Source organism: Mastigocoleus sp. MO_188.B34, assembly GCF_030065675.1.
GTDB lineage: Bacteria > Cyanobacteriota > Cyanobacteriia > Cyanobacteriales > Nostocaceae > Mastigocoleus.
The window spans coordinates 37,700-64,383 of record NZ_JASJDK010000017.1; the positions used below are offsets into that span (position 1 = coordinate 37,700).

Below are 26,684 nucleotides of genomic sequence, written 5' to 3' on the forward strand. Positions count from 1 at the left end.
CAGAATTGACACTAATGCTGCGTTAACAAGCAAAAATATAATTAATAAATTGATTATTTAAGTTTGTAGTTGCGCTTTAGCGCTCTTTAAAAAAACTTATTAGACAAAAATCTAACGATCAACAAAATGATTTGCGAAATTTGTAGTTGGACTTTTTATTTGAAAAAACATTATAGAGACGTAGCAATGCTACGTCTCTACCAACCAATTCAGGTATATTGTCTGATGAAGAATATACAAATGGGTATATTATGCAATCAGTTTTCTTGATTCTTCATGGGAAGAACCATTCCAAAACGGTTTTGAATTGACTATAACTGGAATCTCTGCGGTTATACGAACTTCTTCACCTTGGTGATAAATAACTAGTTCTGAACCTTGCTCCAGCAAATAACTTGCCGAATTTTCCTCCATGTGAACCCGTAAAACTCGATCGCCCACCTTCAGAGAGAAACGTAGGTTTTTCATATCTTGGGGTAACCTGGGATTAAAAGATAAAGTGCCATTATCATCTCGCATTCCAGCGATACCATAAATCATCAACATCCAAGAACCACCCATCGCAGCCATATGGCAGCCATCTTTCACGTTACCACCAAGATCGTTGAGATCCATGAACATTCCACGGTAAAAATATTGCCAAGCTTTTTCTAAATATCCCATTTCAAAAGCCATGACACCTTGAATCGAAGCAGAAAGGGAAGAATCACCGGTGGTTAACGGGTCGTAGTAATCGAAATTACTTTTTTTCAGTTCTGGAGAAAATTCCGAACCCAATAAAAACATCGCCAACATTAGATCGGCTTGCTTAATTACTTGATGGCGATAAATAACTAAAGGATGATAATGCAGCAATAAAGGATATTTATGAGCGGGAGTATTTTCAAAATCCCAGACTTTCTTATTGAGGAAATCATCATCTTGGGGATTAATACCCATCTCCTCTGCAAAAGGAATGTACATTTTAGCTGCTGCTTGTTTCCATTCCTCAACCTCAGACATATCCAAGTTGGTGCTATCTAATAAAGATGCGAAGCGATCGGGATAATCTTGAAATATTGATTCGATGGTTTGAGCTGCATACTGTAAATTTTGCCGCGCCATCATATTAGTGTAGATATTATTATTGACGACAGCAGTATACTCATCTGGTCCAGTTACACCATGAATGTGGAAAGAGTCACCTTCAAAAAATCCTAGGTCAACCCACATTCTGGCGGTTTCTACCAACATTTCCGCACCTTCGCGATACAGAAAATTTTCATCTCCTGTTACTTCAACATATTTCTTCAGAGCATAGATAATATCAGCATTGATGTGATACTGGGCTGTTCCAGCTGGGTAATAAGCTGATGCTTCCTCGCCGTTAATAGTTCTCCAAGGAAATAATGCACCTTTAAGATTTAAGTCTCGAGCGCGTTTTCTTGCTTCATCTAACATTGAATAGCGGAACTTGAGCAAGTTTTTCGCAGAACGAGGTGCGGTATAGATTAAAAATGGTAGTAAATATATTTCAGTATCCCAAAAATATTGTCCTTCGTATGCCTGTCCGCTTAGACCCTTCGCAGGAATACCATTTCCTTCTGCTCTTGCTGAGGCTTGAAGAACATGGAATAAGTTAAAGCGAATAGCTTGCTGTAGTTCTGTTGTTCGTTGATAAGCTTCTACAGAATCCGAGCTACCCTCTATTAAAATATCACTCTGATGCCAAAACTCATCTAAATATTGCTTTTGAGTAGATAAAATGCTGTCCCAACCAAGGAATACTGCTCTATTCAAAGTTCTTTCAACTCGAGAGCATAACTCGTTGGGAATATCGCTATGGTCAGTATGGTAACTAATATATTTTATAACCTTAATTGGTACCCCTGCCCGGGCATCAACAGAAATAGAAACCTTACCAAAATCTTGAGCGCATTCGCTGTTGTATTCGTAGGGACAATCTGTTTCGATTTCATGTTCTATCCCACAAGCAAGGTTAATTTTGCTATTGCGGGTCGTATGGCTGAGTACAATTCTACGGTCTTTAGAATAATAAATTTGTGGGATTAAAACTTGACCTTTAAAACCCTTTGCTCTTCGGGGGTCACCATCATTTGATTGGTTGCAAGGGTCATTACGCATTTCCGAACAAATCACCACAGAGGCGTTTGCATTCAGAACTTTTACTTCGTAAGCAATTGTTGCTAAATGCTTGTACTTATATGAAACCAGTCTGGTTGATTTAATCGAAACCTGCTTCCCGGATGCTGTTTCCCAAAGTAATTCCCGCTCCAGAGTACCGGTTTTCATGTCCAAGCTACGTTGGAAAGCAAGCAAGTTAGCTACAGGTAAATAAAAGCATTCATCATCCACATACAGCTTAATGATTTTGCTATCTGTAACATTAACGATAGTCTGTCCGGTTTTGGCAAAACCATAAGCTTCTTCACCGTAAACTATGGGCCATTTTTCATAGAACCCATTGATAAAAGTACCATTTTCAGATACAGGCTTCCCTTCTTCGCTAACTCCTCGCATCCCCAAATAGCCATTACTAACGGAAAACATAGTTTCCATCTGAGCAAGAAAACGAGGATAGTATTGCTTCTCTACTATCCGCCAAGGATCGACAGGGTATACATGCTTGGGAAGATTAACGGGTTCTCGTCGGGACATATATAAATCTCTAACCTCTATAGCGTCAACATTTTTTTCTAGACAGTCTTAACAAGCAAAAATGATACCTACTTAATTTTGTTGGAGAAGTGGTTTGAAAAGTATTCACAGCAAGCAAATCTCTACCAACCTAATTTAAATATCAAGTGGATTTCAAGTTCAAAATTTCAAGTTCAAAATTTCAAGTTCAAAATTTAAAACCCAAAGGTTGAAACCCGAAAAACTAGGCTCATACATAGTAGACATAGATTTATAACTTTAAAGCTATAACTCCCCGTAAAACCCTTACATTCCCATAATTGCTAAAACTTACAAACTAATTTACCGTGCAGTAATTTATCAGAAAACTACTGAAAATAAAGTCAAAAAACTGCATAACAAATCAGAATTTGGACTGACACACATCAGTCCAAAATAGCAATTTGAGCAAAGTTGTCCGACAAAAGACCTAGGGGGTTAAGCAAGACGAATAACTATCGTGTATCTTGCATTAATAAGAATAACACCCATAAACTTTAAATACAGCAGTATCAGTAAAAATACTTGTTTAAAATTATTTATAACTTAATTATTCAACTTCCACAATTGTCACAACTAAATTTTCATACATTCCTTTTGGAAAATCATCCTATTTTTAATACAAATTAGTAATAAAAAACCGTGAAGAGATTGAAAAGTCAATGTAAATTCTATTTGTTGTATTATTTTTAACTTTTTATAAGAATCATTAACAAGTGCTACTAAAGTATAAAAGATCAAAGAAAACAATAATTTATAAACAGAAGCACAAACAGAACAAAGCGACTTTTACCTTTGCCAATCCTCTGATTGGGGATATTTTTTAAAGCACATCTAAATAATTTATGTAAATTTTATGTAAGATTGTTAGCACTAAGTTTTATGTTATTTATAGAAAATCAATCTACGTAGTTATTTCTGAGATTTTAATTAGTTAATTGATGATGAATTGGTAATAGATAACTGGTAATTGCTTTTAACACTCAGCACAATGTTAGGCGTGGGTTACTGTATTGTGTAAGCAATTGCGTAAACGGTAATTAGGCAGTTGGCAATTATTAACGGGAAATCGCTGACAACTGAGTAGTAGCTAGATGATTTATTGGGTATTTAATTATTTAGCTATTAGCATCGTTAAACGAATAATAAAGCCTGACAAGATTTGCCCAAAAGTCGTTTAAATCTCGTTACAGAATGTTGCTTTGTTTCAGAAAACTGGGACTTATGTACATAAAATGCTTTATTTTCAGTTGAGGACTTAAAATTTCATGCTCTATGTACAAGCCTTTCCTGGAATTTTTAGAAGCGGAGCTTTTCAGGCAATTTGATTTGCAAAGCCGCTCTATTCCCCCTGGTCTGGAGCTTAACGTTAGCGAACGCGGCAGGCATCCGGCGACTATTCGCAGTTGGTGTTATCAATGTAGGGATTTAAGAAAAATCCGCTACACGTACATTGATGCGGGAAAAAGTGCCCAGATTTTTAATAGCGTAATTTATCCGAGTCATTGCTACGACTTACCGCTACTGGGAATAGATTTTTTATCTTTTGGCAACGTAAAAAATCTAATTGTGTTGGACTTCCAACCTTTATTTCAGGATGAAGTTTATCAGCAGAAATATATAGAGCCATTAAAACAGCTACATGATAAATATCCCGATCTGTCACAGGATTTGGAAATGAAGTTTTATGACGCCAATCAATATTTCTCCAAGTTCCTGTTGTTTGCCAAAACAGATGCAGAAACTGTCGCAACAAGGGTTTTTGCTGCTTTTCAAGATTATCTAAGTTTATATTGGAAAATGCTTGCCCAAGCTGAGCCCCTCACAGACCAGAAAGATATTGAGCGAATAATAAAGGCTCAAAAAGATTACGACCAATACAGCGCTGAGCGCGACCCAGCTTCCGGTTTATTTAGTAGCTACTTCGGACATGAGTGGTCAGAACGCTTTCTTTATGAGTTCTTGTTTGAAGATGCTGTTCCTTTAGCGGTTGGTGCAGTGAAGAGATGACATTATATCAACCGTTTCTCGATTATGCGATCGACTATATGAAATCGCGATCGCAGTTGGACAGCTATCCAATTCCTTCAGGATTTGAATCTAAAGAAGCTGTAACGGGTAAGGGCAAGAATCAGGTAACCGTTACGACTACGAGTTATGGGTTCCAAACTGCTAAACTAAGGCAAATTCGAGCAGCCCATGTCCGAGGTGGAAAAGCGCTACAGGTACTTAACTTCGTAATTTTTCCCCGTTTGAATTACGATTTACCTTTTTTTGGGGCTGACCTAGTTACTTTACCTGGGGGACATTTAATCGCCCTGGATATGCAGCCCTTATTTAGAGATGAGGCAGAATATCAAGCAAAATACACCGAGCCGATTTTGCCAATTTTCCAAAATTACCAGAAGGATTTACCTTGGGGTGGAGATTTCCCCGCAGAAGCAAGTCAATTCTTCTCCCCCGCTTTTCTCTGGACTCGTCCTTCCGATACGGCGATCGTAGAAAATAAGGTATTTGCAGCATTTAAAGATTATCTCAAGGCTTATTTTGATTTCGTGGAATCAGCAGAACCTGTGGAAGATTCTCAAAGTTTAGAAGCCATTGAGCAAGCCCAACTACGATATTTACGCTATCGAGCAGAAAAAGACCCAGCAAGAGGAATGTTTAAGCGGTTCTACGGGGAAGAATGGACTGAGGAATATATCCACGGTTTTCTGTTTAATCTCGAAAGGGAATTGCTCAGCATTCATTAAATATTTATTTGTTAAAACTTTATTAAGTCGAACTAGTAAAGCATCATATTAATTTAAGCCCTCCTCCTATTTTTAGGGGGGCTTAAAAATATTAAAAATTCTTGATTGATTATGGTTTGTGTTAACACTCTAGCTGTAGATAGTAGGGTGCTGCAAAAAGACCACATAAACCTTATCCTAGAAAATTTATATCCACAGCCAATGAAGTTAGACACTAACAAAATTAAAACTTTATCTGGGAGTTAATAAGGGAAAGGGGGAAGAAGACGAAATGAAGAAAAACAGGCTTTAATCACTTTTACTTATGCCCCTGAAAACCTGAACCAGTATCATACTGAAGATACGCATGAAGTTTTGTAAATTTTTGCAATGGTGATGAAAATAAATCGTAATAAATAATGAGCCAACACCATTGTATAAAGGTGAATTGTAGGGGTAAAGGTTGGGAAAAGCCTGGATTATTCAAGTTTTTCAGCAATACTAAACAAGATGAAGTTTTGTGAAAAAAAAACTCATCTGTCACCCTGGAAAGCTTAGACTTATACATTGATGTCTGTTGTTAGTTTGTAACTAATCAGGCAGCAAACAGACAAAAGTTCGACTTTTGGAAACAAAACAAATCTTAAGGAAGCAGTTAGGAGATAAAGGCAATGTTAGATGCATTCGCAAAAGTAGTTTCCCAAGCTGATGCAAGAGGTGAGTATCTCAGTAATGCTCAATTGGATGCTTTAAGCGCAATGGTTGCTGATGGCAACAAACGGATGGATGTAGTAAACCGCATTACCAGCAATGCGTCCACTATCGTTGCTAACGCAGCTCGTGCATTATTTGCTGAACAGCCCCAGTTAATCGCTCCTGGTGGTAACGCTTACACCAGTCGTCGTATGGCTGCTTGCTTGCGCGACATGGAAATCATCTTGCGTTATGTAACCTACGCAATCTTCTCTGGTGATGCTAGCGTATTAGACGATCGCTGCCTCAATGGTTTGCGTGAAACCTATCAAGCTTTAGGAACCCCTGGTGCTTCCGTAGCAGTCGGCGTTCAAAAAATGAAAGACGCAGCAGTTGCAATTGCAGGCGATCCCAGCGGTATAACCCAAGGTGATTGCAGCGCGATCATGTCAGAAGTTGCAAGCTACTTCGATCGTGCGGCTTCCGCTGTAGCATAAGTCTCCAAGGCTTTCAAGGAAGCTTTGAGGAGCTACTTGATAGCTGTCACTTGGACAAAAAAATAAGTTTCAAGTTTCAAATCAAAATTTTGTAAAAAGGGAGATACCAAACCAATGAAAACCCCCCTAACTGAAGCGGTAGCAGCCGCAGATTCTCAAGGTCGTTTCCTAAGCAGCACAGAAGTTCAAACAGCTTTTGGTCGTTTTCGCCAAGCTTCTGCAAGCTTACAAGCTGCAAAGAGTTTAACCTCTAATGCTTCACGTTTGGCAGAGGGCGCTGCACAAGCAGTTTATAATAAATTCCCCTACACCACCCAAATGCAGGGTCCTAACTACGCTTCCAGTCAAACTGGTAAAGCAAAGTGTGTACGTGACATCGGTTATTACTTGCGGATGATCACCTACTGCTTGGTTGTAGGTGGTACAGGTCCAATGGATGATTACCTAATCAGCGGTTTGGCAGAAATCAACAAGACTTTTGAACTGTCTCCCAGTTGGTATATTGAAGCTCTCAAGTATATCAAATCTAACCACGGTTTGAGTGGAGATCCTGCTGTAGAAGCTAACTCTTACATTGACTACGCGATCAATGTTCTGAGCTAGATTTAGATCTAACTCTAGCCCGGAAAAGTAAGCAGTTCTTGTGGTTTTTGATCTGAGAGTTGTTTACTTTTCCGGGCACTTTTGTTTTTATTGGTAATTGGTAATGGGTAATTGGTAATTGGTAATTGGTGTTTAAAACGAGGGCTGTGGTTATACTCTCTGAGGTTATTGCTTGCTTTTGTTTTTTGAACTTATGCACTTTATGCACTATGTAATAAGCTTAGGACGTTGGTGTTCGCGCAGCGCGTTCTCACGCTGTTTGTCCTACGGACACGCTATGCTAACGTCGTAGACGCGGTCAAATCTACAACTAGTAAGCTTATGTCTTACGGACACGCATTAACGCAGTGTGACGCGACAGCGTCATAACCTACGGTACGCTTACGCTAGGCGCTAATGACTTTTGACTTATGTCCTACGGACACGCTCCGCTAATGACTTTTTACTTGCGCGTAGCACCACACCACTGTGGAATATTTGATGGCTAATATTTGATGGCTAATATTTGATGGCTATATTTAATAAATCTAAATTTTCTTTTGCAACCCAAAAAAAATACAACATCTTAATAACTTGACAATAAATAAGTGTTTGCTCTTTAAAGTATGAAGATTTAAATCAAAAGTTTAATAAGTTTAAAGATTTCAAAATATATTTTTACCTAAATTACGAAGAAATGTGAAATAAATCTCATTCCTAACTTCTAACTCCTTACTCCTTACAGACGTGACAGAGCCTACGGCGTCGGCGTTAGCCTCTGTCACGTCTCTACAACTCATTACTCATTACTCCCTAAACAATGTCCTATTCAACCGAGGAAAATTCAAACTCCACATCAGCAACAAGTGAAGCAATCCAAGGAGAATCTTTAACGATCGAGCAAGCGATCGCAAATTTAAAAGGTTCAGATTTAGGATTGCGTTTTTATGCTGCTTGGTGGTTGGGAAGATTTAGGGTAAATGAAGGGGAAGCTGTAACAAGGTTAATTACGGCTTTAGAAGATGAGGACGATCGCACCCCAGAAGGTGGGTATCCTTTACGTCGTAACGCAGCGCGAGCGTTGGGTAAAATTGGTGACAAGCAAGCTGTTAATCCTTTGATTGAGTCTTTGAAGTGTTCAGATTTTTATGTTAGGGAAGCAGCTGCTCAATCTTTGGAAATGTTAGGCGATCCAAATTCCGTTCCTCCTTTAGTGGAGTTATTAGAAAAAGGTTTAGACAATAATTCTTCAGAGAACAGTTCGCTAGAAAAAAAATTAATTTCCGAACCAGATTTTAAAGAACCCTACGACGCTATCATCGAAGCTTTGGGAACTTTAGGTGCGACTCAAACAATACCACTAATCAAACCGTTTTTAGAACATCCCATCCCTAGAATCCAATATGCTACCGCCCGAGCGATGTATCAATTAACTGGTGAAACAAGCTATGGAGAAATTTTAGTACGAGCTTTGGAAGTAGATGATTTGCAATTACGCCGAACTGCTTTGTCAGATCTAGGAGCAATTGGATATATGGGAGCAGCGAAAGCAATTTCCGAGACTTTGGCTGAGAATAGCTTAAAATTAATTTCCCTCAAAGGATTGCTAGAACGTGAAATCAAAGAAAATAGTACAGAAAAACTATCGGAGGATGCGATCGGAGTTATGAATTTGATGGATTCCTTACTTTAGTTTTGCGATGAGAAATTACGGAAAATGAATGGAATAGTTATGCTTCTACCAAACCCTCCTTAAAAAAATACCGCATACACAGATCTCAGTTAATAACTTAATGCTTGGATATGATCCCCCAACCCCCTTGGAAAGGGGGCTATGAACTCAAATTTCTTTATGTTTTGGATCCTCCTACTCCCTTGGAAAGATTGCTATAAACTCAACTTTACCTAGGTAGTATTGGATCCCCCAACCCCCTTGGAAAGGGGGCTTAAAACTAGGGGCTAAAGCTCAAAGTCCCCCTTCTCAAGGGGGATTTAGGGGGATCGTATCTCGCACTTAGGACAATAGATATCCCTCTTAATCACAAATACTTACAAAGTTCCGAGAAGATAACGTTCCCATTTTTCATTTCCTCATGTCTAATTCCCCAGTCCCCAATCCCCAAAAGCTAATCCGCGCTGTCGAAGAAGCAGATTCTTCCAGTAAATTATTAGATGCGGTTGAGGAGTTATCAGCAGCTTGTTTACCTGAAGCTATTCCCATCTTGATTGCGGCTTTAGGTTACAACAACCCAGGTGCAGCAGTTGCAGCGGTTGATGGGTTAGTACAATTAGGAGAACCCGCAGTTAAACCATTGCTGCAATTAATTGATGACCATAACTATACAGCAAGGGCGTGGGCAATTCGTGCATTGGCTGGAATTGGCGACCCTCGGGGACTTGATACTTTGTTAGATGCGGCAAAAAATGACTTTGCTTTGAGTGTAAGACGGGCTGCTGCTAGGGGTTTAGGTACGGTGAAGTGGGAGGAAATGGCGTCAGAAAAGTTAGTTTCGGCTCAAGAGTCGGCGTTGGAAGCGTTGTTAATTGTTTGTCAAGATCCGGAGTGGGTGGTGCGTTATGCTGCGGTGACGGGTTTGGAGAATTTAGCGAAAGCTGTAACAGAAACAGAGAATGGTTTTTATTCGAAGATTCTTGTGAAATTGGAGGAAATGGCTACAAAGGATGAGGAGATTGCTGTTTGTAGTCGGGTTAAGTTGGCGAGGGAAAGGTTGCTTGTGCGATCGTAAACTAATATCGTAATGTAGAGACGTTTCATGAAACGTCTCTACGAAGGTGTTTGTTTTACCAAAAGCTTCCTTTCAGATGTCTCGAAGACCTCGTGAGATTAAACCAGGATACTGCTATCACGTTACGACCCGTTGCAATAATCGTAAGTTTTGCCTAACTTACCATGGATGTCGTCAGGTATTTATTTATGGGCTTAAAAAAGCATTGGAAAAGTTCAAATTCAAACTTTATAGTCTGTGTATAATGTCAAACCAAAATTGATAAAGATAAGTGAGTGTGGTGTCAGGTATCCAAATCACCAAATACTGATTACTTCGTAAAAATTCCTTCGTAAATAAATATTTATAAAAAACTGAAGCGCCTATATGTTAGAGCTTACAAGTCGCAGCGCGAGAAAATAAAATCCCTAGGAGTGACTTCCCACCCCCAAACCAATCTCGTGGGAGTGATTCTCCTCGTGGGAGTATACCTTTTGGTGCTTCTTGATAATTTTTATCGACCGTACTTATCACTTCTGTGTACCGTGCCCAATTCTTCCCGCTAGGATGATACCATCCCAGGCGAGAAATCCAACGAATATAAGCCTGTTGATCTTCTTGTTTAAACTCATCATTTATACCGATTCGATTTCCTGTCTTTAGCCAAATTTTCTTTTGTACGCTAAAACCAAAGCGTTGATTTGAGTGTTCTACCCATATTGAGTCAATGTCTCGAAGGTTTTCGCAGGAGAAGTTTTTGAGGGAGTCTGAGTTCAAATAGTTTTGTTCTTCTCCATTCCCAACATAGAGCATCAGCTGATTCGTTCTTCTATCAGCTTGTCCCCATTTTTTGTTTATAAGTAAATTATTAAGGTCATCTAGATAATATTCTTTTAAAGATTCCTTTACAGCCGTATTGAGATTTTCATCCCCAGCTTTTGATAGTAAATCAATAAATTCTCGATGGAATGCTTCTACATTTTGTTTGGATAAAATTTTGATTGGCAAATTTTGGAATGGAGGACTGATATCGGCTATACCTTTTCCTCTTTTTCCTTTGGATTTTAGACTTTTAAGGATATTGTAAGCTAATTTATATGCGTTAATCGCTTGCTGAATATTACCTTGTTCTTTAAATAAATTTCCTGAAGTTTTTAAAGTAAGGATACGAATTTGTGATGCTGCATTAGAATTATCTCCTTGCAAATATTTCCATTGATTTTTACTCTTGTTGAGAAAATCAAGAGCGAGCTTCAAATCTTTTTCTTTAAGCTTTTGATGAGCATAAGATATGCCAGAATAGAGAACTGCTTGTCTGAGTTTATGGTCTTTGATATTTACAGATTGACCAGCTTGTGACAGAAGTTCTTTAGCTTCGGAATCAGAACCTTCATCTTCAAGTTTTCCAGCTAATGTTGCAAGTTTTTCAACTGTTTTTAGATATTCTTCACTGTCTGCAACTTGTTTTTTAAACTTCTCATATTGTTGTTGAGTATTATTTAGTTCCGATTGAGTGTTACTTAACTGTTTTTGAAAGAGTTCTTTGTCTTGTTTTATTTTTTGGATTTGAGTTTTTAATTCTTGTCTGCTGTTTTTTACTGATATCAATAGTTTTTTGCTTATTTCTAGCTGTTTGCTAGATTCTTTCGCCTTAATATTTAATTCTTGTGCTTCCTGCTTTAATTTATTTCTTTGAACATCTGCTTCCCTCAGTATTATTTTCTTTTTATCTAATTCTTTCTCAGCAGCCTTTTTATTTTGAATCGCTTCTTTCTCACGTTTTGTTGCTGTCTTCGCATTTTCCCAAGCTATCTGTACATCTTTCTGTGCTTTTGCTACTTGATGATTTGCTTCCATAACATCTTTACTAGCTAGTAAACCCGCAATAGCTGCTCCCAACACAGTCAAAATTAAAACAATAGAACCAATCCTAATCCGCTGTTTAGCTTTCTTATTCGCTTCACTCAACACCTTATTTCTCTGTTCTATTGCTTCCTTTTCTTGAACAGCAATTTTCTCTTGAATTTCCTTCTCTCTACTAGCAGCTAAAAACTGTTTATCCTGATAACTTAAATTCTTATCCTTCGCCCATTTTTCCGCACCAGCTAAAGCCTTTCCGCGCAAAAGCCGAGATTCATCTTTACCTCCAGAAGATACCCAAAATTTAAAACTTTCCGAGTAGGGACGCAAATTCTTTAATTCATTTTTAACCCAATTTTGGTTAAATACTTCTTGATATATTTTGTTATAAACCCTTAATTCACCTTCTCGTCTCGCAACTAACCCCGAAAGCAGTAATTCACTTTGCTCAATAGTATTATCTGCCGTAATACTAATTGATAATGAAGAAGATTCAAGCCCCCCTTCATAAGGGGGGTTGGGGGGATCTATAATCTCAGATTCTAATTCCAAACACCGAATTTGCTGATATAACTCCAACAGATATCCAGCGCGTTCCTCATTTCTGAAAATTCTTGATCGAATCGTGCGTAAATGTTCCGGTTCATCTTGAGACTCCCAATTTTCAATAATCCGCGATTTAACAACTTCCCCAACATTGTGCGGCTTTTCTTGCTCCGATTCTTCTAGCATGAACTGACATAACTTTTGCGTCAGAAATGGTTGTCCCCCTGTCCAATCTAAAATTTCTTCCATCACCGCTCGAGGTTCGCTAAATTTCCCCTGTAAACCTCTTATTAATGGTTCAGTTTCATGCATTTGAAAGCCTTTGAGAGAAATAGCTTGACCAATATTAAATGGGGTGCGACTTTTATCTTGAATTAAATTTCCGGGTGATGCGACTCCCAATAAACAAAATGTGAGGCGTTTATATGCAGGATTATCAACACGCTGATTGTAACAAGCACGAATAAAAGCAAAAAAATCATCCGTGGGAAAGTTCAGACTGAGAACGCTATCAATTTCATCAATAAAAATAACAATATTTTCTTCAATTTCAACTAGTAGATGCTTTTCGAGAAAATTACTAAATCGCATCAAAGGTGAGTTTATTTGGTTTTTCTCCCACCAGTCTTTGAAGTTCACATCCAGAACAAAGCTATCAATAAGCTTGACAATTAAATCTGCATACCAATTTTCTTGGGTCGCACTTTGGATACTTACAGAAGATAAATCAATCGATGCACATTCTACCCCAGCATCGGTTAGACGACTCATAGTTTTCACCCGCAAGCTGGATTTTCCCGATTGTCGGGAGTTCAGAACATAACAAAATTTACCATCTTGTAGCGCCTGATATAATTCATCGTCAGCTTCCCGTTTGACGTAAGTGCTGGCATTTTCGGGTAAGCTGCCAGAAAATATATATTCATGAATATATTCGTCTTCGTCAAACATAATTCATATCACACCTATTTAAATAACCGTCATTGCGACATACTCACTTACAGCAGTTTTCATATATTTGAACCACACATCCACAAACTAAAATCTTTGTAGAGACGCGCCAGAGGCTAAAGCCGACGCCGCAGGCTTTGGCGCGTCTCTACCAGTTGTCTATTTAATGGCGATTTGCTGGACATAACTTACCCTAAAAATTCTGAGAAATACTGACGATATAAATCACAACTAGGAATGCAATCGTTACGAAGGATTTTAACCAAACCCAAACTGTGTAGTTTAAAGGTAATTTTCTGATCGAGTCGTACGGGTTGATTTGCGTTCACAACTTGTTTATATGCTACCTCTAACTGAGAATCCGCTTGTAAACTCTCTAACTGTTGTCTTAGGTGATGACTAAAAATTCCTTGTACTGTAGGTGCAAGATTAATCAGTTCCTTTAAGGATGTTTCCTGACTACCAAGGCTAGAAATTACTTCCTGTAATAAATAAGGATGTCCTCCCACTAAACCCATTAATTCAATTATGTCTTGTTCTCCCAACTGACGATCTAATTCATACTTATTCACCATTTCTTGTACTTGGTTTTGGTTAAAATCAGGTAATTCAACGGCTAATCCCACATTAAACGGCGAACGATTGATATCTAAAGTGGGATAAAGTTCAGTGGAATTAACCACCACTAACCGCAGTTTCCGCCAAATTTTACCCATTCTGTCCCCTTGTTTCGCGGTTTCATACCAACTCCGTAACAATAAACAGAATTCAGGAAAAATATTTTCACATTGAAATAAACGCTCAAAATTATCGATCGCTAAAACTATAGGATTATCAGTCTTCGCTAATAAATATCTTTGAAAATAACGAGTACAACTAGTATTTAAACCCAAACTATCTTGCCAGTATTCATCTAAATTTGGCGGTTTATCTAAAATATCTGAAACATCAACACACAACCACTGTAAGAAACTTTTCAGATCGGTGAGGGTAGACCTATCCGCAAGCTTCAAATCTAACTTTGCTGTTTGGTAACCCTGCTGTCGAGCATGTTCCAATAATTTCTCCAACAACAATGTTTTCCCCATTTTCTGCGCAGCTTTGATCCGAATTAACGCACCGGGTCGCAAAATTCCTTTTAAGCATTTTTCCTCAATGGGAGGTCGTTCGATATATATATTCTTTTCTGGGTGTATATTTATATTTTTCTCTAATTCTAGAGAATCGTCATTCACAGTTTTTTTTTAATCTCTGGTATAGATTCTTGGGAAAAATCTTCCATTGCGATCGCAACTAAACCTTCCTCAAAAGCTCTTTGGAAAACATCTTGATTGCTATCTTGCACTTCATACCCCAAAGCATCATAAAATCCTTGAGAAAATGCGATCGCGCTTTTGTCTGTAATAGGTTGATTCATCCCGATCGCATAATTAATATGCTGACTAATTGCATTCGCAGACTCAAGAGAATTACAAGCATTGAGCAACACACAATTTACATAATCAGTATGTAACCGAAACAGTAGTGCTAATCCTTGGGGTGTAACAGGTTTTTCATTACCTCCATCATCTTCTAACAGCAAACTACCATCTTCCAAACCATGTCCGCAGAAATGCACAATTTGGGGTTTTTCTTCAGCGATCGCTCTACGAATATCTTTGGGACGAACATCAGTTCTTGTCCTAACATCAAATAAATCCCGTCTGCTTGCTCCGCGAATCGCATCTTCGATTTCTTGTATTTCTTTACCCAAACTTAAACCTTTGGGAATTGCAGCCAAAATTAAAATTTTCTGTTGCTGAGTGTTTTGTTGTGTTGGAGTTGGGGTTGTAACCTTATTATAGGAAGGAGCAGATATTACTTCTGGCTGGGAATTTTGTAACAGTTCTTCAGCGATCGCTCTTAAGTTGGAGTTTCCAGGATTCGAGTTACAAGCAGCAGAAATTAAATCTTTAGTCCAATTCTCAGCCTTTGATACTTTTATTAAATTAAATACAATTACTTGTAAATTACTTCCACCAGCAATGCTATCTAGATTTTTATCTAATTCAAAAGATAACATTTGTTCGAGTGATGCTTTGTCGGGAAAAGCATCCATCAAAGCATAGGTTAATTTCTTACTTTGTTGACCGGAAATATTCATATCGTTAAATATATTCAACTCCCTAAAGAGAGAGTTTAGTTAGATTAGTATTTAGTGAATAAGTATTTAGTGAATAAGTTAGATTTTTCTCGATTTACCTTGCATTATGGCAAAGTAAAAAGGGCATTAAATATTACATTAGGTTATATATAATACCATCTTTACCAAGGATTACAGCTAATAGCTGTTTCAAGATTCATTTTACTCAAAATAAACAATAAAATACTGACAAAAAATAATTTATACCATCATTCATTTCTAGTAGGGGCGCACCGAAGTGCGCCCAGAAGAATGGTATATTTTTTCAATTAGAAGTCCCCAAAATTACAAAATTCTACAAAAATACAAAATTTGATTCCGGATTATTGTTTATTGGGTAAAATCAATCATTTTGTTAGCAAAGCTATTTTGACTTTTGACTTTTTAATTATGTCCTACGGACACGCTACGCTAATGACTTCCGCATAGCGGTAACCCCCCAAACGTACAGCAGTTGTCAGAGGTAATTCCTAAACAAAGCTATACTTAATACCGACTCCCGCTCCTAAACATAAACATAAACCCCTACAAACCGTAGGGAACAATTATGCTTAGGTTTTTAGTCCGTGTCAGAAGTGGGAAGAACTCCAATTTGGTGTAGGGTGAAAAAATAACTTCATGAATAGTAATTTATCTCAAGCTTCTTTATCTCAAGATTCTTTATCTCAAGATAATTCACCTTCTCCTCGACCGGCGGTGATTATTTTTACTAGTGTACTTCATCTAGCAGTACTATTGGTATTCCTACCCCACACTTTTAGCTGGGCTGCTGTAGGGGTCGCAGTCTTATTACACTGGATGACAATAGGTCTGGGGATATCCTTTGGCTTTCATCGTTTAGCAACCCACCGCAGCTTACAGACTCCCAAATGGTTAGAGTACTTTCTGATTCTTTGTGGTACTTTAGCCCTGCAAGGGGGTGTATTTGGCTGGGTTGGATACCATCGACTACATCATCTGCATTCTGACCAACAAGGAGACCCCCATAACTCCCAAGAAGGTTTTTGGTGGAGTCACATCAACTGGTTAATGCATACTGTTCCTAGCAAAAATGAATATCCACGTTTTATCAAAGATATAGCTGATGACCCGTTCTATCGTTTCTGTCATCGGTATTATATTGAACTTCAGGTGGCATTAGCAATTATCTTATATTTTCTTGGTGGCTGGTCTTTTGTTATTTGGGGAATATTTGTACGCTTATTTGTCGGACTTCACTCTACTATGTTCGTCAACAGCGCTTGCCATATGGTAGGGTATCGCAGTCATGATTCAAAAGACACTTCTACTAACTGTTGGTGGGTTGCTTTCCTAACCTTCGGTGAAGGCTGGCATAATAACCACCATGCTTTTCAGTATTCTGCTCGTCATGGTTTGCAATGGTGGGAAATTGACATTACTTGGATGACCATTCGATTGTTGCAAATTCTTGGATTAGCAACCAATGTCAAAGTTGCACAAAAGTAATCAAAAATTAGCTAATCAAAAATTAGCAAACTAAGAATAAATGGGGGACAGAGAACAGAACCCTTATCAACACTTATTCTGTGTTAGGCGCACAAGAGAATATCTTTATTTAGATCACCTCTATTTCCGCGCCGTAACGCACTGCTATATGAGTATACAAAGGTAAGTGTGTTAACTGTACTTATATAGCAATCCTAAATCATTCGTGAAAATAAATATTGTAGAGACGTACCATGGTACGTCTCTACAGGGTTAACCCATTCATAAATCAAATAAGATTGCTATAACGCACCTGTTCTATTTCTTGTTCCCCATTCCCTTCTAAAAAAACCAAACTGAATCTTGAATTACGGATTTAAAACATATGACCCCAACCCAAGCACCAGAGAAAAAAGAACAAGAAATTATTACTCCTTCTAGCCCCAATTGGAGCGATCGCATTTCTCATCTACCAACCGGAGAACGCTATCTTTACCAACTTTTTAGCTTGATTAAGGAAGGTAATTTAACAGTAATTAACCCAGCAGGTAAAGTTTTCCATTTTGGTCGGACAGATATTTTACCAGCCCTACGTTTGCGGGTTCGTAACCCCGGTACTTACGACCGCGTCTTGGCTTTCGGTGCGCTTGGATTTGGTGAAGCGTATATGGAAGGTTGGTGGGATGAGGAAAATGATAATCTCATTGAACTTCTTGGTTTGTTTTATCGTAGTAACGTATACGCAAAAGCAAACCAAAGGGTAACAATTCCTTTGCTTTTCAAGGTAGTAACACAACGTCTGCGCACATTACCTACCCAAATTCAAAATAGTCGTAAAAACGTACAATATCACTACGATTTAGGAAACGATTTTTATCAACTTTTTCTCGACCCAACATTAACCTATTCCTGTGGTTATCGGATTGAAGAAACCGATTCCATAGAGCAAATGCAGCTGCAGAAATATGAATTAATTTGCAAAAAACTGGCGCTCAAACCAGGAGAATCCCTAATTGATATCGGTTGTGGATGGGGTGGAATGCTGATCTACGCTGCTGAAAATTACGGCGTTACTGGAACGGGTATTACTCTGAGTGATGAACAAGCAGCACTAGCAAAAGAAAGAATTAAAGCAAAAGGTCTGAGTGATAAAATAAAAATCGAGATTGCTGATTACCGAGAAATAAAAGGACAGTACGATAAATTTGTCAGCATCGGGATGTTTGAACATGTTGGTAAAGGTAGTTTTGCAACCTTCATGGAAAAAACATCAGAACTATTAACTCCCAATGGGGTAGGTCTGTTGCACTCAATTGTCACCCAAAGTAATGAAAGAAATGGTGCTTGGAGTGCTAAATATATTTTTCCCGGTGGATATGCACCACAATTTCATGAATTAACGGAAGAATTGTGGAAAGCTAAATTACCCATTGCTCATTGCGAAAACCTTAAGCCTCACTACGCAGAGACTATGAAGCTTTGGGCAGAAAATTTTACTCAAAATAAAGAAAAAATTGCATCCTTGGGAGCAATTTATGATGAGAAATTCCTACGTATGTGGTATCTCTACCTGCAATCCTTTGAAGCTTCTTTTAGGTATGGTAGCTTACATGTTTATCAGCTACTTTTTTATAAGGGTAAGCAATGGAAATTAGATTATCCTTTAAAGTTTAGTTAAAAGGTTTAGTCAAAAGATAATTGGTAATTGGTAATTGAAGGTTTCTCAATACTTGCATAAATTGCAGATTTAGGAATGTATCGACAAAATTCAGCAACGAATTATCAGCAATGAATTAAAGGTATTTTTTTTACATTTAATTTAATCCCAAATAAAAATTAAGAATATGTTCTTATTTTTGTTTCGCCTCGATCATTACCAATTACCAATTACCCATTACCAATAATCTGTAGCGACTTCAACAACTAGTCTCAATCAATACACCTTTCTTTTAATCCTTGTGATTTTGTAACTTTGCTACAAATTTCTTGGAGTTTCTCCTGAGAGTTTACCGGAATACGTGGTTCTGGTAAGTCATTGTTAGGCCAATTCCCTAAATCGTGACAAGGACATATATGTGATGATACACCCGCATCAACTATTGCAACTGGCATAGAACAGCGCGCACAAGAAACTATCTTCCAGGAGGGTTGGAGCAGTTGAGAAATAGTTTGCTCCGTTGTTTCTAAATACCATTCACCACTCTCAGGAGACATGATTAAATTCCAACAGTTCTCAAATTCCTGACTGTAGCCACGATCGCTAAAAATCTGGCTAGGTAATAAAACTTGAGAATTATTATTTATAACTCGCTTACTTAGTTGAAACCAACAAGCAAGATATTGCTTAACTTCATTTGTATTTGCCATATACTAATTTTAATTTTGTCAGGCAATGATTTTGAACTGTCAAATCGGAATTTTAAGTTAAGATTTGGAGTTTGGTAGAGGATAACCGAGTAAGCTCAAGTTAAGAACATGACCTCCAGTAACTAAATATACATCTTCAGATTTGGTGCCTAATTTTCGCACCAAAGAACCGAGGCGATCGCGAAAAATGCGACCAACAGGGTAAGCTGGTATGACACCCCAACCTGTTTCCTCGGCAACAAAAATCATCTGGGCTGCAACTAAATCAACAGTATCCAAGAAATCTTCAACGATTCTTTCCCAGGTAGATTCATCTTCCTCAAGAAGATTGGCTACCCAGGTTCCCAAGGAATCTATCAAAAGACAGGTGTTGGGTGTCGCATCTGCAAGAGATGCTGGTAGTTCCTCCGGTACTTCCAAAGTAGACCATTCTGGTGGACGACGTTTTTGGTGTTTTTCAATCCGTTCATGCCACTCTTTGTCGTCCAGATTATTAGTTGCTGTCGCAATATAAACAACGGGTTTCTTCGACTGTATGGCTAACATTTCTGCCCACTCACTTTTTCCTGAACGAGCTGGTCCGGTCACAAGAATGACTTTACTCAAAGTTATTTCCTTAGTATCTTAAATAAGCTGGGATTGTATTTTTTATTTTCCCTCTTTAGGGTTAAGAATATATTTGTCCGATAACTGTTAAAAAGTAAAATGATCGCGGTATCTTTGATGTACTTGTGTGGCACATACCAAAAATCCCATCAAAACAATCAAATCATCGCCAAGCAAGATCTAGAACTGCAAATATTTGGGATGTAATTATGAACGCAAGGTTAAAACGGATTGAGGCAACTTTACATAATTTAGATGACACGGAGAACGATAAAGTGTCTGAAGTTACACATAATCCCCAACAATCCTTTTCGTTTACAATTGACACCTCTGTCCCTACAGAAGCAGATGTCACTCGAGACTCTTCAGTTTCTCCAGAACAAACTGTAGAAGAAAATGTGTTTGTTGAGAATAACGGAGTACAGGCATTTAGTACAAGCAAACACGATTTTCCCATGCCCAACCTCCCCAAATTCAAGACTCCTAATTTTACTAGTCACCACAATAGCGCTAATCCCGCATTAGCTACCAATATCCTACAAGAGATACAGCAAATTGCTAGCTTATGGCAAACTGAATTACAACAAATAGTCCGTCAAATTCAAGATCTTTATTTGCAGGGACCAATCATCAATGGCTGGTTAGAATCAGACGTCAAAGAAAAGCCAAAAGGTTCTAGCAGCGAAGGTAAAGCAAAGCTACGTCACGGTGACGTCGATCAATTAATGGACTATGTGGAGAAAATTTGCGCTGCACAAACAGAAGCATTAAATAAAGGACCTACCACCGGTTATCGTCTGTGCGGTTTAGATTCCTCCGGTAAAGTTTGGTCTCGTCCTTGTCCTGCAGAACAGATTCCCAGCGTCAGTATGGGAATTGCCAGGTATAAAAAACTAAGGCAAATGTTAGGACGCAAACAGTACTTAGAAAATCGCCTGAATCAATTAGCTCAAACATTAGTAGTTTTGCACGGCCATCTTAAGTCTGAGGCATAATAGGTTACTTGTTATTTACCTTGCATTCGTACTGTTCTGATGGATTAAACCGTATCTTTCAGGATTACTCGGTGTGCTCGCATAATATTAATTCTGCTTATTCTTTATCCTTCTTAATATTTATTCCATTGTATTCCCTATTACCTCTAGTCTTATTTGTGAAAAATACATAATTTCCGAAAAAACTCGGTTGGTAGCCATGTATCTTCTGGTTTAGATTAGCTCTGAGCAAGCAGTTACTGGATTAATTATTTTGTCACTAATTCAGAATAATCATCAGTAATTATACTATTATTAAAAGTATTTAGCTTATGCCAGACACGCAAATCTCTGCCATTATCTGCACTCACAATCGAGATACTTATTTAGGAGCAGCGATTGATAGCTTACTAGCACAAAACTTTGCTGCTAGCTTTGAGGTGGTAGTTGTCAATAACAAATCTAGCGATCGCACTCGTGAAGTTGTCGAACGAAGATTATCTGACCCCCGTCTCAAATACGTATACGAGCCACAAATAGGTTTGTCTGTTGCTCGAAATACGGGTGCTAAAGTTTCCTGTGGGAAAATATTAGCATATCTTGATGATGATGCTGTAGCTAGCGAAAGTTGGCTGCAGATTTTATATTCAGCCTACGAACAAAACCCAAAGCTAGCAATTGCTGGTGGTAAGGTGACATTATTATGGCCCCCAGGGAAGCAAGCACCTGTATGGCTTTCAGCTAGCTTAGCTGGGAATTTAGGAGCATACGACCTGGGTGAAAGCACTGTTTACATTGACAATCCCGGTTTAACTCCCAGAGGTTTAAATTATTCAATCCGTCGCTGTTTTCTGGATGAAATTGGCGGTTTCGATCCCAATCTCGGTCGAGTAGGTAAAAACTTACTATCCAATGAAGAATTACAGATGACTGAGTTAGCCCTTAGTAAGGGTTGGGAAGTTGCCTATCTACCTAATGCTTTAGTTGCACACAATGTTTCTGAAGAACGAATCAAGCGTTCTTGGTTTTTCCGTAGGGGTTGGTGGCAAGGTATTAGCGAATGTTATCGAGAGCAATTGGCTGGAACTGCTGGTATCGGTCAACTGGTACGTGGTAGTGAAAGATTTTTGCGCGGTTTATATAAAGCATTGCAATGTGTTTGGGATCCAGCAGAACGCTTTGACAAAATTGTTTACGCCTATGGTCAAATTGGTTATTTGAATGCAGCTGTTCGGGGTCTCGTCTCCAAAAATAAACAGTAAAGAGAAATTTAAAGCTTAAGAGATAATAACCAAGAAATAAAAATAAACAAATAAAAATAAACAAATAAAAACACAAAAATAAAATAAAAAATTATATTATGTCTAACAAAATTCCTATTTCTGTCTTAATTCCAGCAAAAAATGAAGAAGCGAATTTACCTGCTTGTTTAGAGAGTCTGCAAAAAGCTGACGAAATCTTTGTTGTTGATTCCCAGAGCGACGATAAAAGCATTGAAATCTGTGAAAGCTATGGAGCAAAGGTTGTCCAATTTCACTTCAATGGACGCTGGCCAAAAAAGAAAAATTGGTCTTTAGAAAATATAGAATTTCGTAACGAATGGGTATTAATTGTTGACTGTGACGAACGGATTACTCCCGAATTATGGCAAGAAATTGCTTACTCAATTAACAATCCTGAATTCAATGGTTATTACCTCAATCGTCGCGTCTTTTTCTTAGGTAAATGGATTCGCTTTGGTGGTAAATATCCCGATTGGAATTTGCGATTATTTAAACACAAACTAGGTCGTTACGAAAACCTAAATACAGAAGATATTCGCAACACAGGTGATAACGAAGTTCACGAGCACGTAATTCTCAACGGGAAGGTGGGCTATCTCAAAAACGATATGCTTCATGAAGACTTCCGGGACTTATACCATTGGTTAGCACGACATAATCGTTATTCCAACTGGGAAGCTCGCGTATATTACAACTTACTTACAGGTAAAGGTGATAGCGGTACAATCGGCGCAAGTTTGTTTGGTGATGCAGTTCAACGCAAACGATTTTTGAAGAAAATTTGGGTCAGATTACCATTTAAACCACTGCTCCGCTTTATTTTGTTCTACATTCTTCAGGGTGGTTTTTTAGATGGAAAAGCCGGATATATTTACGGCAGACTTTTGAGTCAATATGAATATCAAATCGGCGTCAAACTCTTCGAATTGCGTAACTGTGACGGTCAACTCAATACTGGTAATCAAACAGTCAATCGCGATCGCTCATCATCCCTGACTCAAAAAATTGAACAAACTGCTACTTAGGAATGTGGATTAAATAAAGTACAAAAATAGGGTGCTGTTAGCATCGCGTAACGCACCATTCCAAATTTCAGAATTACTATTACCATCCCAAAATCCCCATTCACCGTAAGGTGCGGGCTCACCCCAGTCGCCAGAGGCTATGACTATAGCTACGCTACCTACGGAGCCGTCACCTGCGGATCTGCAGACGCCGCAGGCTCTATGCCGGCGGCACGCAGTGCTATCCCTAATCCCCAACCCCCAATGAATACCGCACCATTCTCAGTTACTGATACAAAACCTTTTGTAGATCTGCGTAAATACGACCAATCTTGGTTCGACCGAGGGCGTCCCGGTTGGTTTGTATTGTTATGGTGGTTTGTGCAAGCAATTACTTTTCCCTTGACACCTCATCCCATGAATGGTTTACGCTGCGCTATTTTACGATTATTTGGCGCTCGTATTGGTAAAGGAGTACTAATTCGACCTACAGCACGTTTTACTTATCCTTGGAAAGTTACTATTGGCGATTACAGTTGGGTTGGCGATGACGTTGTTTTATATAGTTTTGAAGCAATAAATATTGGCAATCATAGTGTTGTGTCTCAAAAAAGCTATCTGTGTACCGGTAGCCACGATATTCACGATCCAGCTTTTGGGTTAAAAACCGCAGGTATTACTATTGGTGATGGAGCATGGATTGCTACTGATTGTTTTATTGCTCCGGGAGTAGAGATTGGTGCTAACGCTGTAATTGGCGCTCGGAGTAGCGTTTTTACCAAAATACCTGCGGGACAAGTTTGCTGGGGAAGTCCTTGTCGCCCTCAATATCTACGAAAAAGTATTAGCTAAAATTCTACCAAAATAATATTTCATCGTTGACTGTAGGGGCGCACCGAAGTGCGCCCTTAATTTTGGTATTGTTTTCGATAGCTGCGATCAGTATTGTTTTTCGTGAATGGCTTAATTTTTGCTACTGTACTATTGGAGCAAAGTAAAGATAAACATAATGATAAAAAGTCGCAATTGGGGCAATTTCTGGCGACTTTGGCATTACTGGTTAATTGTTTTATTTCTAGTAGCAATTAACTTAGTATCAATGCCACAAGAAGCATTTGCATTACTACGCCAGCATCATGAAACACCTGGGGTTTTACGGTATCATTCCCAAGTTTCGATTAAAGATGATTCGGGAATGGCTTGGCAAGTGGTACTCTATAAAAAAAATAATCCTGGCGCTGCAGAAAATATTAACCTGCGTTTAGTAGGCTTTCCAGGTGTGGTAGAAATTTCTCATCCCCAATCCTTGGAAATATTAACCAGGAGTGGGAAATTATTGAGTGCGATTGATGTTTATGCTAAAAACTCACCTGCACCCAATGTAGGAGAATACAGACTGACAAATATATTAAGTCAGTTATCCACAACAGATTCCTTAGAACTTAATATTCCATTACAATCTCAGAAAAATCTCACTTTGAAAATTCCTAGCAATGTAGTAACAGAATGGCAGTGGTTATTAACTGATTTTAATTGAATTACAACAGGAACCAGAAATCAGAATGCAGTATTGCAATACTGCATAAAATCTATTCATCTTAAAGTCCAAAATCTGCGAACAAAAAATCTATAAATAAAAAATTTATGTATTCACTCAAGGAATTGTGGAAATCGATAAGACCTTTAAAGTTACTTTATATTTCATTTTTTCTCCTATTACTTTCCAATACAGTTTTCCTGCACAACGCTTCAGCAATGAATATCCCAGCAGATATAAATCATGGCGAGAAGATTTTTAAAGCTAATTGTGCTGGTTGTCATATCAACGGTGGAAACATTATTAGACGAGGAAAAAATTTAAAATTAAGGGCTCTGAAAAGATACAAAATGGATTCAGTAGAAGCAATTTCTGCGATCGTGGCAAATGGTAAGAATAATATGTCAGCCTACAAAGACCGTTTGAGTGTAACAGAAATTAGAGATGTTGCAGCTTATGTCCTAGGAAAAGCTGAAACTGGATGGAAGTAATAAGCCTTAACTTTATCTACTTGATATTTAACATTAATTAACCTATGTACAACCAAAGCCCCGGTTTCTAACTGGGGCTTTTAGGACATTTGAGAATTTATAACTTAAAATCTATAACTTAAACTCTTGGGAGTACAACTTGATGAGGTTGGTCTTGATATTTTCCTAAACGATCCTCATAGGTGACATCACAAGGTTCTCCCTCAAAAAATAGTAGTTGAGCAATACCTTCGTTTGCATAAACTCGACAATCTGCGCTGGAACTATTACTTAATTCCAGAGTTAAATTACCACGCCAACAAGCCTCAGCGGGAGTAGCATTGAGAATAATAGAACATCTGGCGTATGTTGACTTACCAAGACATATTATGGTGATGTTCGGCGGTACAATTAATTTTTCTAGGGCAATTCCTAATCCATAGGAATGTGCCGGAATAATAAAATAATCTCCGTTTTCATCGTGATGTAAAGGTACAGATTCTAAATTCTCTGGATTAAATTTTTTCGGATCTACTACTGTACCTGGAATATGCCTAAAAATTAAAAACTGCTTGGGACTTAAGCGAATATCATACCCATAGGATGAAGAACCGTAGCTTAAAACTTTTCTAAATTTTTTATCTGGTAATTCTATTTCACGTACTAAAGAAGATTCAAAGGGTTCAATCATGCCTTGCTTGGCTTGCTCAATAATCCATCTGTCATTTTTCAGCATATATATTCTTTTTTTTATAAACACAGTTTCTAATCGTATCTCAAAAATTTTTGCGATGGAACAGAGCTTTTAAGTTAATTAGAGCTCAAGAATCTTCCTTTGTCGTAAAGTGGGCATTGCCCACACTACACCTTAGTTAAATCCATGTACTATGGAATTTGTCAAACAGTTCTTATGATTCATGAGTGCGTCGAATTTCCGTAATTTGGTCTGCTAAATCCAAAATTGATTTAGGCATTTGAGCACCCGTAAGTATGATGTCCACATATGGGGGATGCTTTGCCAAAAATTCTAAAACCTCTGCTTCAGGAATTAAACCAAAATGAATTGCTAAACTTAACTCATCTAAAACAACGAGAGAATACTTACCCTCCCGTACTACTTTTTGTGTATGTTGCCACAATTGATGTAACGATTCAGTTTCAGCCTCGTCTAAATGGGGTGTGTCAATACAACGGGGTAGATCGCAACGAATCCAATCTAACTTTTGTCCTAATCGAGTCGGCTTTTTATAGCCTTGTCGTATACCACCTTTAAGAAACTGGACTACTAATACTGAAGTTCCTTGACCGGCAATTCTCAGTGATTGAGCAATAACGCTTGTAAAAAAACTACGATGACTACTAGTGAAAACTTGTAGTAAACCTTCTACTGAATATGGTAAGCTGTCGGTTAAATTTACGCTTGGACTTTCCAGTTGGGCGACCATGATTCCCTGTTAAAAAATTACTAGAGAGTAAAGAGAATTTACTGATATTCATTGTTCTAAATATACTTGTTTGAACAAGTTATATCTAGTTAGCTGTAGTTGATTGT

At 38.2% G+C, this 26,684-nt stretch carries 23 protein-coding genes; 14 read left to right on the forward strand and 9 right to left on the reverse strand.

Going from position 1 to position 26,684, the window contains the following annotated elements; translation table 11 throughout:
• Positions 1-249: 249 nt before the first annotated feature.
• Positions 250-2,658: a glycosyl hydrolase family 65 protein gene (locus QNJ50_RS06740; RefSeq protein WP_300633431.1), complete on the reverse strand. Its 2,409-nt coding sequence runs from the start codon at positions 2,656-2,658 to the stop codon at positions 250-252.
• A gap of 1,293 nt (positions 2,659-3,951) precedes the next feature.
• Between QNJ50_RS06740 and QNJ50_RS06745 the strand changes: the two genes are divergently transcribed.
• The 4 genes from QNJ50_RS06745 (at position 3,952) to cpcA (ending at position 7,201) form a co-directional block, all read left to right on the forward strand.
• Positions 3,952-4,686, forward strand: coding sequence for a 15,16-dihydrobiliverdin:ferredoxin oxidoreductase (locus QNJ50_RS06745; protein ID WP_300633433.1), 735 nt, complete (start codon positions 3,952-3,954; stop codon positions 4,684-4,686).
• Entirely contained in the window at positions 4,683-5,429 is a 747-nt protein-coding gene (locus QNJ50_RS06750) for a phycoerythrobilin:ferredoxin oxidoreductase (protein WP_300633435.1), read from the forward strand. Before QNJ50_RS06745 ends, QNJ50_RS06750 begins: the two co-directional genes overlap by 4 nt.
• 650 nt (positions 5,430-6,079) lie before the next feature.
• Positions 6,080-6,598, forward strand: coding sequence for a phycocyanin subunit beta (locus QNJ50_RS06755; RefSeq protein ID WP_300633437.1), 519 nt, complete (start codon positions 6,080-6,082; stop codon positions 6,596-6,598).
• Positions 6,599-6,712: 114 nt separating this feature from the next.
• The gene (gene cpcA, locus QNJ50_RS06760; protein WP_300633439.1) at positions 6,713-7,201 is read left to right on the forward strand and encodes a phycocyanin subunit alpha; all 489 of its coding nucleotides are present in this window, start codon (positions 6,713-6,715) and stop codon (positions 7,199-7,201) included.
• A gap of 644 nt (positions 7,202-7,845) precedes the next feature.
• Here cpcA and QNJ50_RS06765 read toward each other — a convergent pair.
• Positions 7,846-7,980 (reverse strand): hypothetical protein, encoded by a 135-nt coding sequence (locus tag QNJ50_RS06765; RefSeq protein ID WP_300633441.1) that lies wholly within the window; start codon positions 7,978-7,980, stop codon positions 7,846-7,848.
• A 20-nt stretch (positions 7,981-8,000) separates the two neighbouring features.
• On the opposite strand from QNJ50_RS06765, the gene QNJ50_RS06770 reads away from it, so the two are divergent.
• Together QNJ50_RS06770 and QNJ50_RS06775 are read left to right on the forward strand one after the other, a co-directional pair.
• The gene (locus QNJ50_RS06770; protein ID WP_300633443.1) at positions 8,001-8,873 is read left to right on the forward strand and encodes a HEAT repeat domain-containing protein; all 873 of its coding nucleotides are present in this window, start codon (positions 8,001-8,003) and stop codon (positions 8,871-8,873) included.
• Positions 8,874-9,273: 400 nt separating this feature from the next.
• A complete protein-coding gene (locus QNJ50_RS06775) occupies positions 9,274-9,927 on the forward strand; it encodes a HEAT repeat domain-containing protein (protein WP_300633445.1) in 654 nt (217 codons plus the stop codon).
• A gap of 369 nt (positions 9,928-10,296) precedes the next feature.
• On the opposite strand, the gene QNJ50_RS06785 is transcribed toward QNJ50_RS06775, so the two are convergent.
• The 3 genes from QNJ50_RS06785 to QNJ50_RS06795 form a co-directional block, all read right to left on the reverse strand.
• Positions 10,297-13,263 (reverse strand): AAA-like domain-containing protein, encoded by a 2,967-nt coding sequence (locus QNJ50_RS06785; RefSeq protein WP_300633449.1) that lies wholly within the window; start codon positions 13,261-13,263, stop codon positions 10,297-10,299.
• 188 nt (positions 13,264-13,451) lie between these two features.
• On the reverse strand, positions 13,452-14,498 hold the full coding sequence (locus tag QNJ50_RS06790; protein ID WP_300633451.1) for an AAA-like domain-containing protein: 1,047 nt from the start codon (positions 14,496-14,498) through the stop codon (positions 13,452-13,454).
• Complete coding sequence (locus tag QNJ50_RS06795) at positions 14,495-15,406, reverse strand: effector-associated domain EAD1-containing protein (protein ID WP_300633453.1); 912 nt, start codon at positions 15,404-15,406, stop codon at positions 14,495-14,497. The genes QNJ50_RS06790 and QNJ50_RS06795 overlap by 4 nt, the downstream gene beginning before the upstream one ends.
• Before the next feature lie 657 nt (positions 15,407-16,063).
• Here QNJ50_RS06795 and QNJ50_RS06800 point away from each other — a divergent pair.
• Together QNJ50_RS06800 and QNJ50_RS06805 are read left to right on the forward strand one after the other, a co-directional pair.
• Positions 16,064-16,912: a fatty acid desaturase gene (locus QNJ50_RS06800; protein ID WP_300633455.1), complete on the forward strand. Its 849-nt coding sequence runs from the start codon at positions 16,064-16,066 to the stop codon at positions 16,910-16,912.
• A gap of 364 nt (positions 16,913-17,276) precedes the next feature.
• Positions 17,277-18,569 (forward strand): cyclopropane-fatty-acyl-phospholipid synthase family protein, encoded by a 1,293-nt coding sequence (locus QNJ50_RS06805; RefSeq protein WP_300633457.1) that lies wholly within the window; start codon positions 17,277-17,279, stop codon positions 18,567-18,569.
• 251 nt (positions 18,570-18,820) lie between these two features.
• Here the strand turns inward: QNJ50_RS06805 and QNJ50_RS06810 are convergent, their stop codons facing one another.
• Both QNJ50_RS06810 and cobU read right to left on the reverse strand, forming a co-directional pair.
• Positions 18,821-19,258, reverse strand: coding sequence for a hypothetical protein (locus tag QNJ50_RS06810; protein WP_300633459.1), 438 nt, complete (start codon positions 19,256-19,258; stop codon positions 18,821-18,823).
• A gap of 57 nt (positions 19,259-19,315) precedes the next feature.
• Positions 19,316-19,864 carry a bifunctional adenosylcobinamide kinase/adenosylcobinamide-phosphate guanylyltransferase gene (gene cobU, locus QNJ50_RS06815; protein ID WP_300633461.1) on the reverse strand — a complete coding sequence of 183 codons (549 nt, stop codon included), beginning with the start codon at positions 19,862-19,864 and terminating at the stop codon, positions 19,316-19,318.
• Positions 19,865-20,073: 209 nt separating this feature from the next.
• On the opposite strand from cobU, the gene QNJ50_RS06820 reads away from it, so the two are divergent.
• The 6 genes from QNJ50_RS06820 (at position 20,074) to petJ (ending at position 25,153) form a co-directional block, all read left to right on the forward strand.
• Complete coding sequence (locus QNJ50_RS06820; RefSeq protein WP_300633463.1) at positions 20,074-20,859, forward strand: hypothetical protein; 786 nt, start codon at positions 20,074-20,076, stop codon at positions 20,857-20,859.
• 311 nt (positions 20,860-21,170) lie between these two features.
• Positions 21,171-22,100 carry a glycosyltransferase family 2 protein gene (locus QNJ50_RS06825; RefSeq protein ID WP_300633465.1) on the forward strand — a complete coding sequence of 310 codons (930 nt, stop codon included), beginning with the start codon at positions 21,171-21,173 and terminating at the stop codon, positions 22,098-22,100.
• Between the two features lie 98 nt (positions 22,101-22,198).
• Complete coding sequence (locus tag QNJ50_RS06830; protein ID WP_300633467.1) at positions 22,199-23,146, forward strand: glycosyltransferase family 2 protein; 948 nt, start codon at positions 22,199-22,201, stop codon at positions 23,144-23,146.
• A gap of 243 nt (positions 23,147-23,389) precedes the next feature.
• A complete protein-coding gene (gene hpsU / locus QNJ50_RS06835; RefSeq protein WP_300633501.1) occupies positions 23,390-23,977 on the forward strand; it encodes a hormogonium polysaccharide biosynthesis acetyltransferase HpsU in 588 nt (195 codons plus the stop codon).
• Between the two features lie 157 nt (positions 23,978-24,134).
• Positions 24,135-24,662, forward strand: a complete 528-nt coding sequence (locus QNJ50_RS06840; protein ID WP_300633469.1) for a DUF3122 domain-containing protein — start codon at positions 24,135-24,137, stop codon at positions 24,660-24,662.
• 107 nt (positions 24,663-24,769) lie between these two features.
• Positions 24,770-25,153: a cytochrome c6 PetJ gene (petJ, locus tag QNJ50_RS06845; protein WP_366914224.1), complete on the forward strand. Its 384-nt coding sequence runs from the start codon at positions 24,770-24,772 to the stop codon at positions 25,151-25,153.
• Positions 25,154-25,271: 118 nt separating this feature from the next.
• On the opposite strand, the gene dcd is transcribed toward petJ, so the two are convergent.
• Together dcd and QNJ50_RS06855 are read right to left on the reverse strand one after the other, a co-directional pair.
• Entirely contained in the window at positions 25,272-25,868 is a 597-nt protein-coding gene (dcd, locus tag QNJ50_RS06850) for a dCTP deaminase (protein WP_300633471.1), read from the reverse strand.
• 172 nt (positions 25,869-26,040) lie between these two features.
• Positions 26,041-26,577 (reverse strand): P-loop NTPase family protein, encoded by a 537-nt coding sequence (locus QNJ50_RS06855; protein WP_300633473.1) that lies wholly within the window; start codon positions 26,575-26,577, stop codon positions 26,041-26,043.
• Positions 26,578-26,684: the final 107 nt, after the last annotated feature.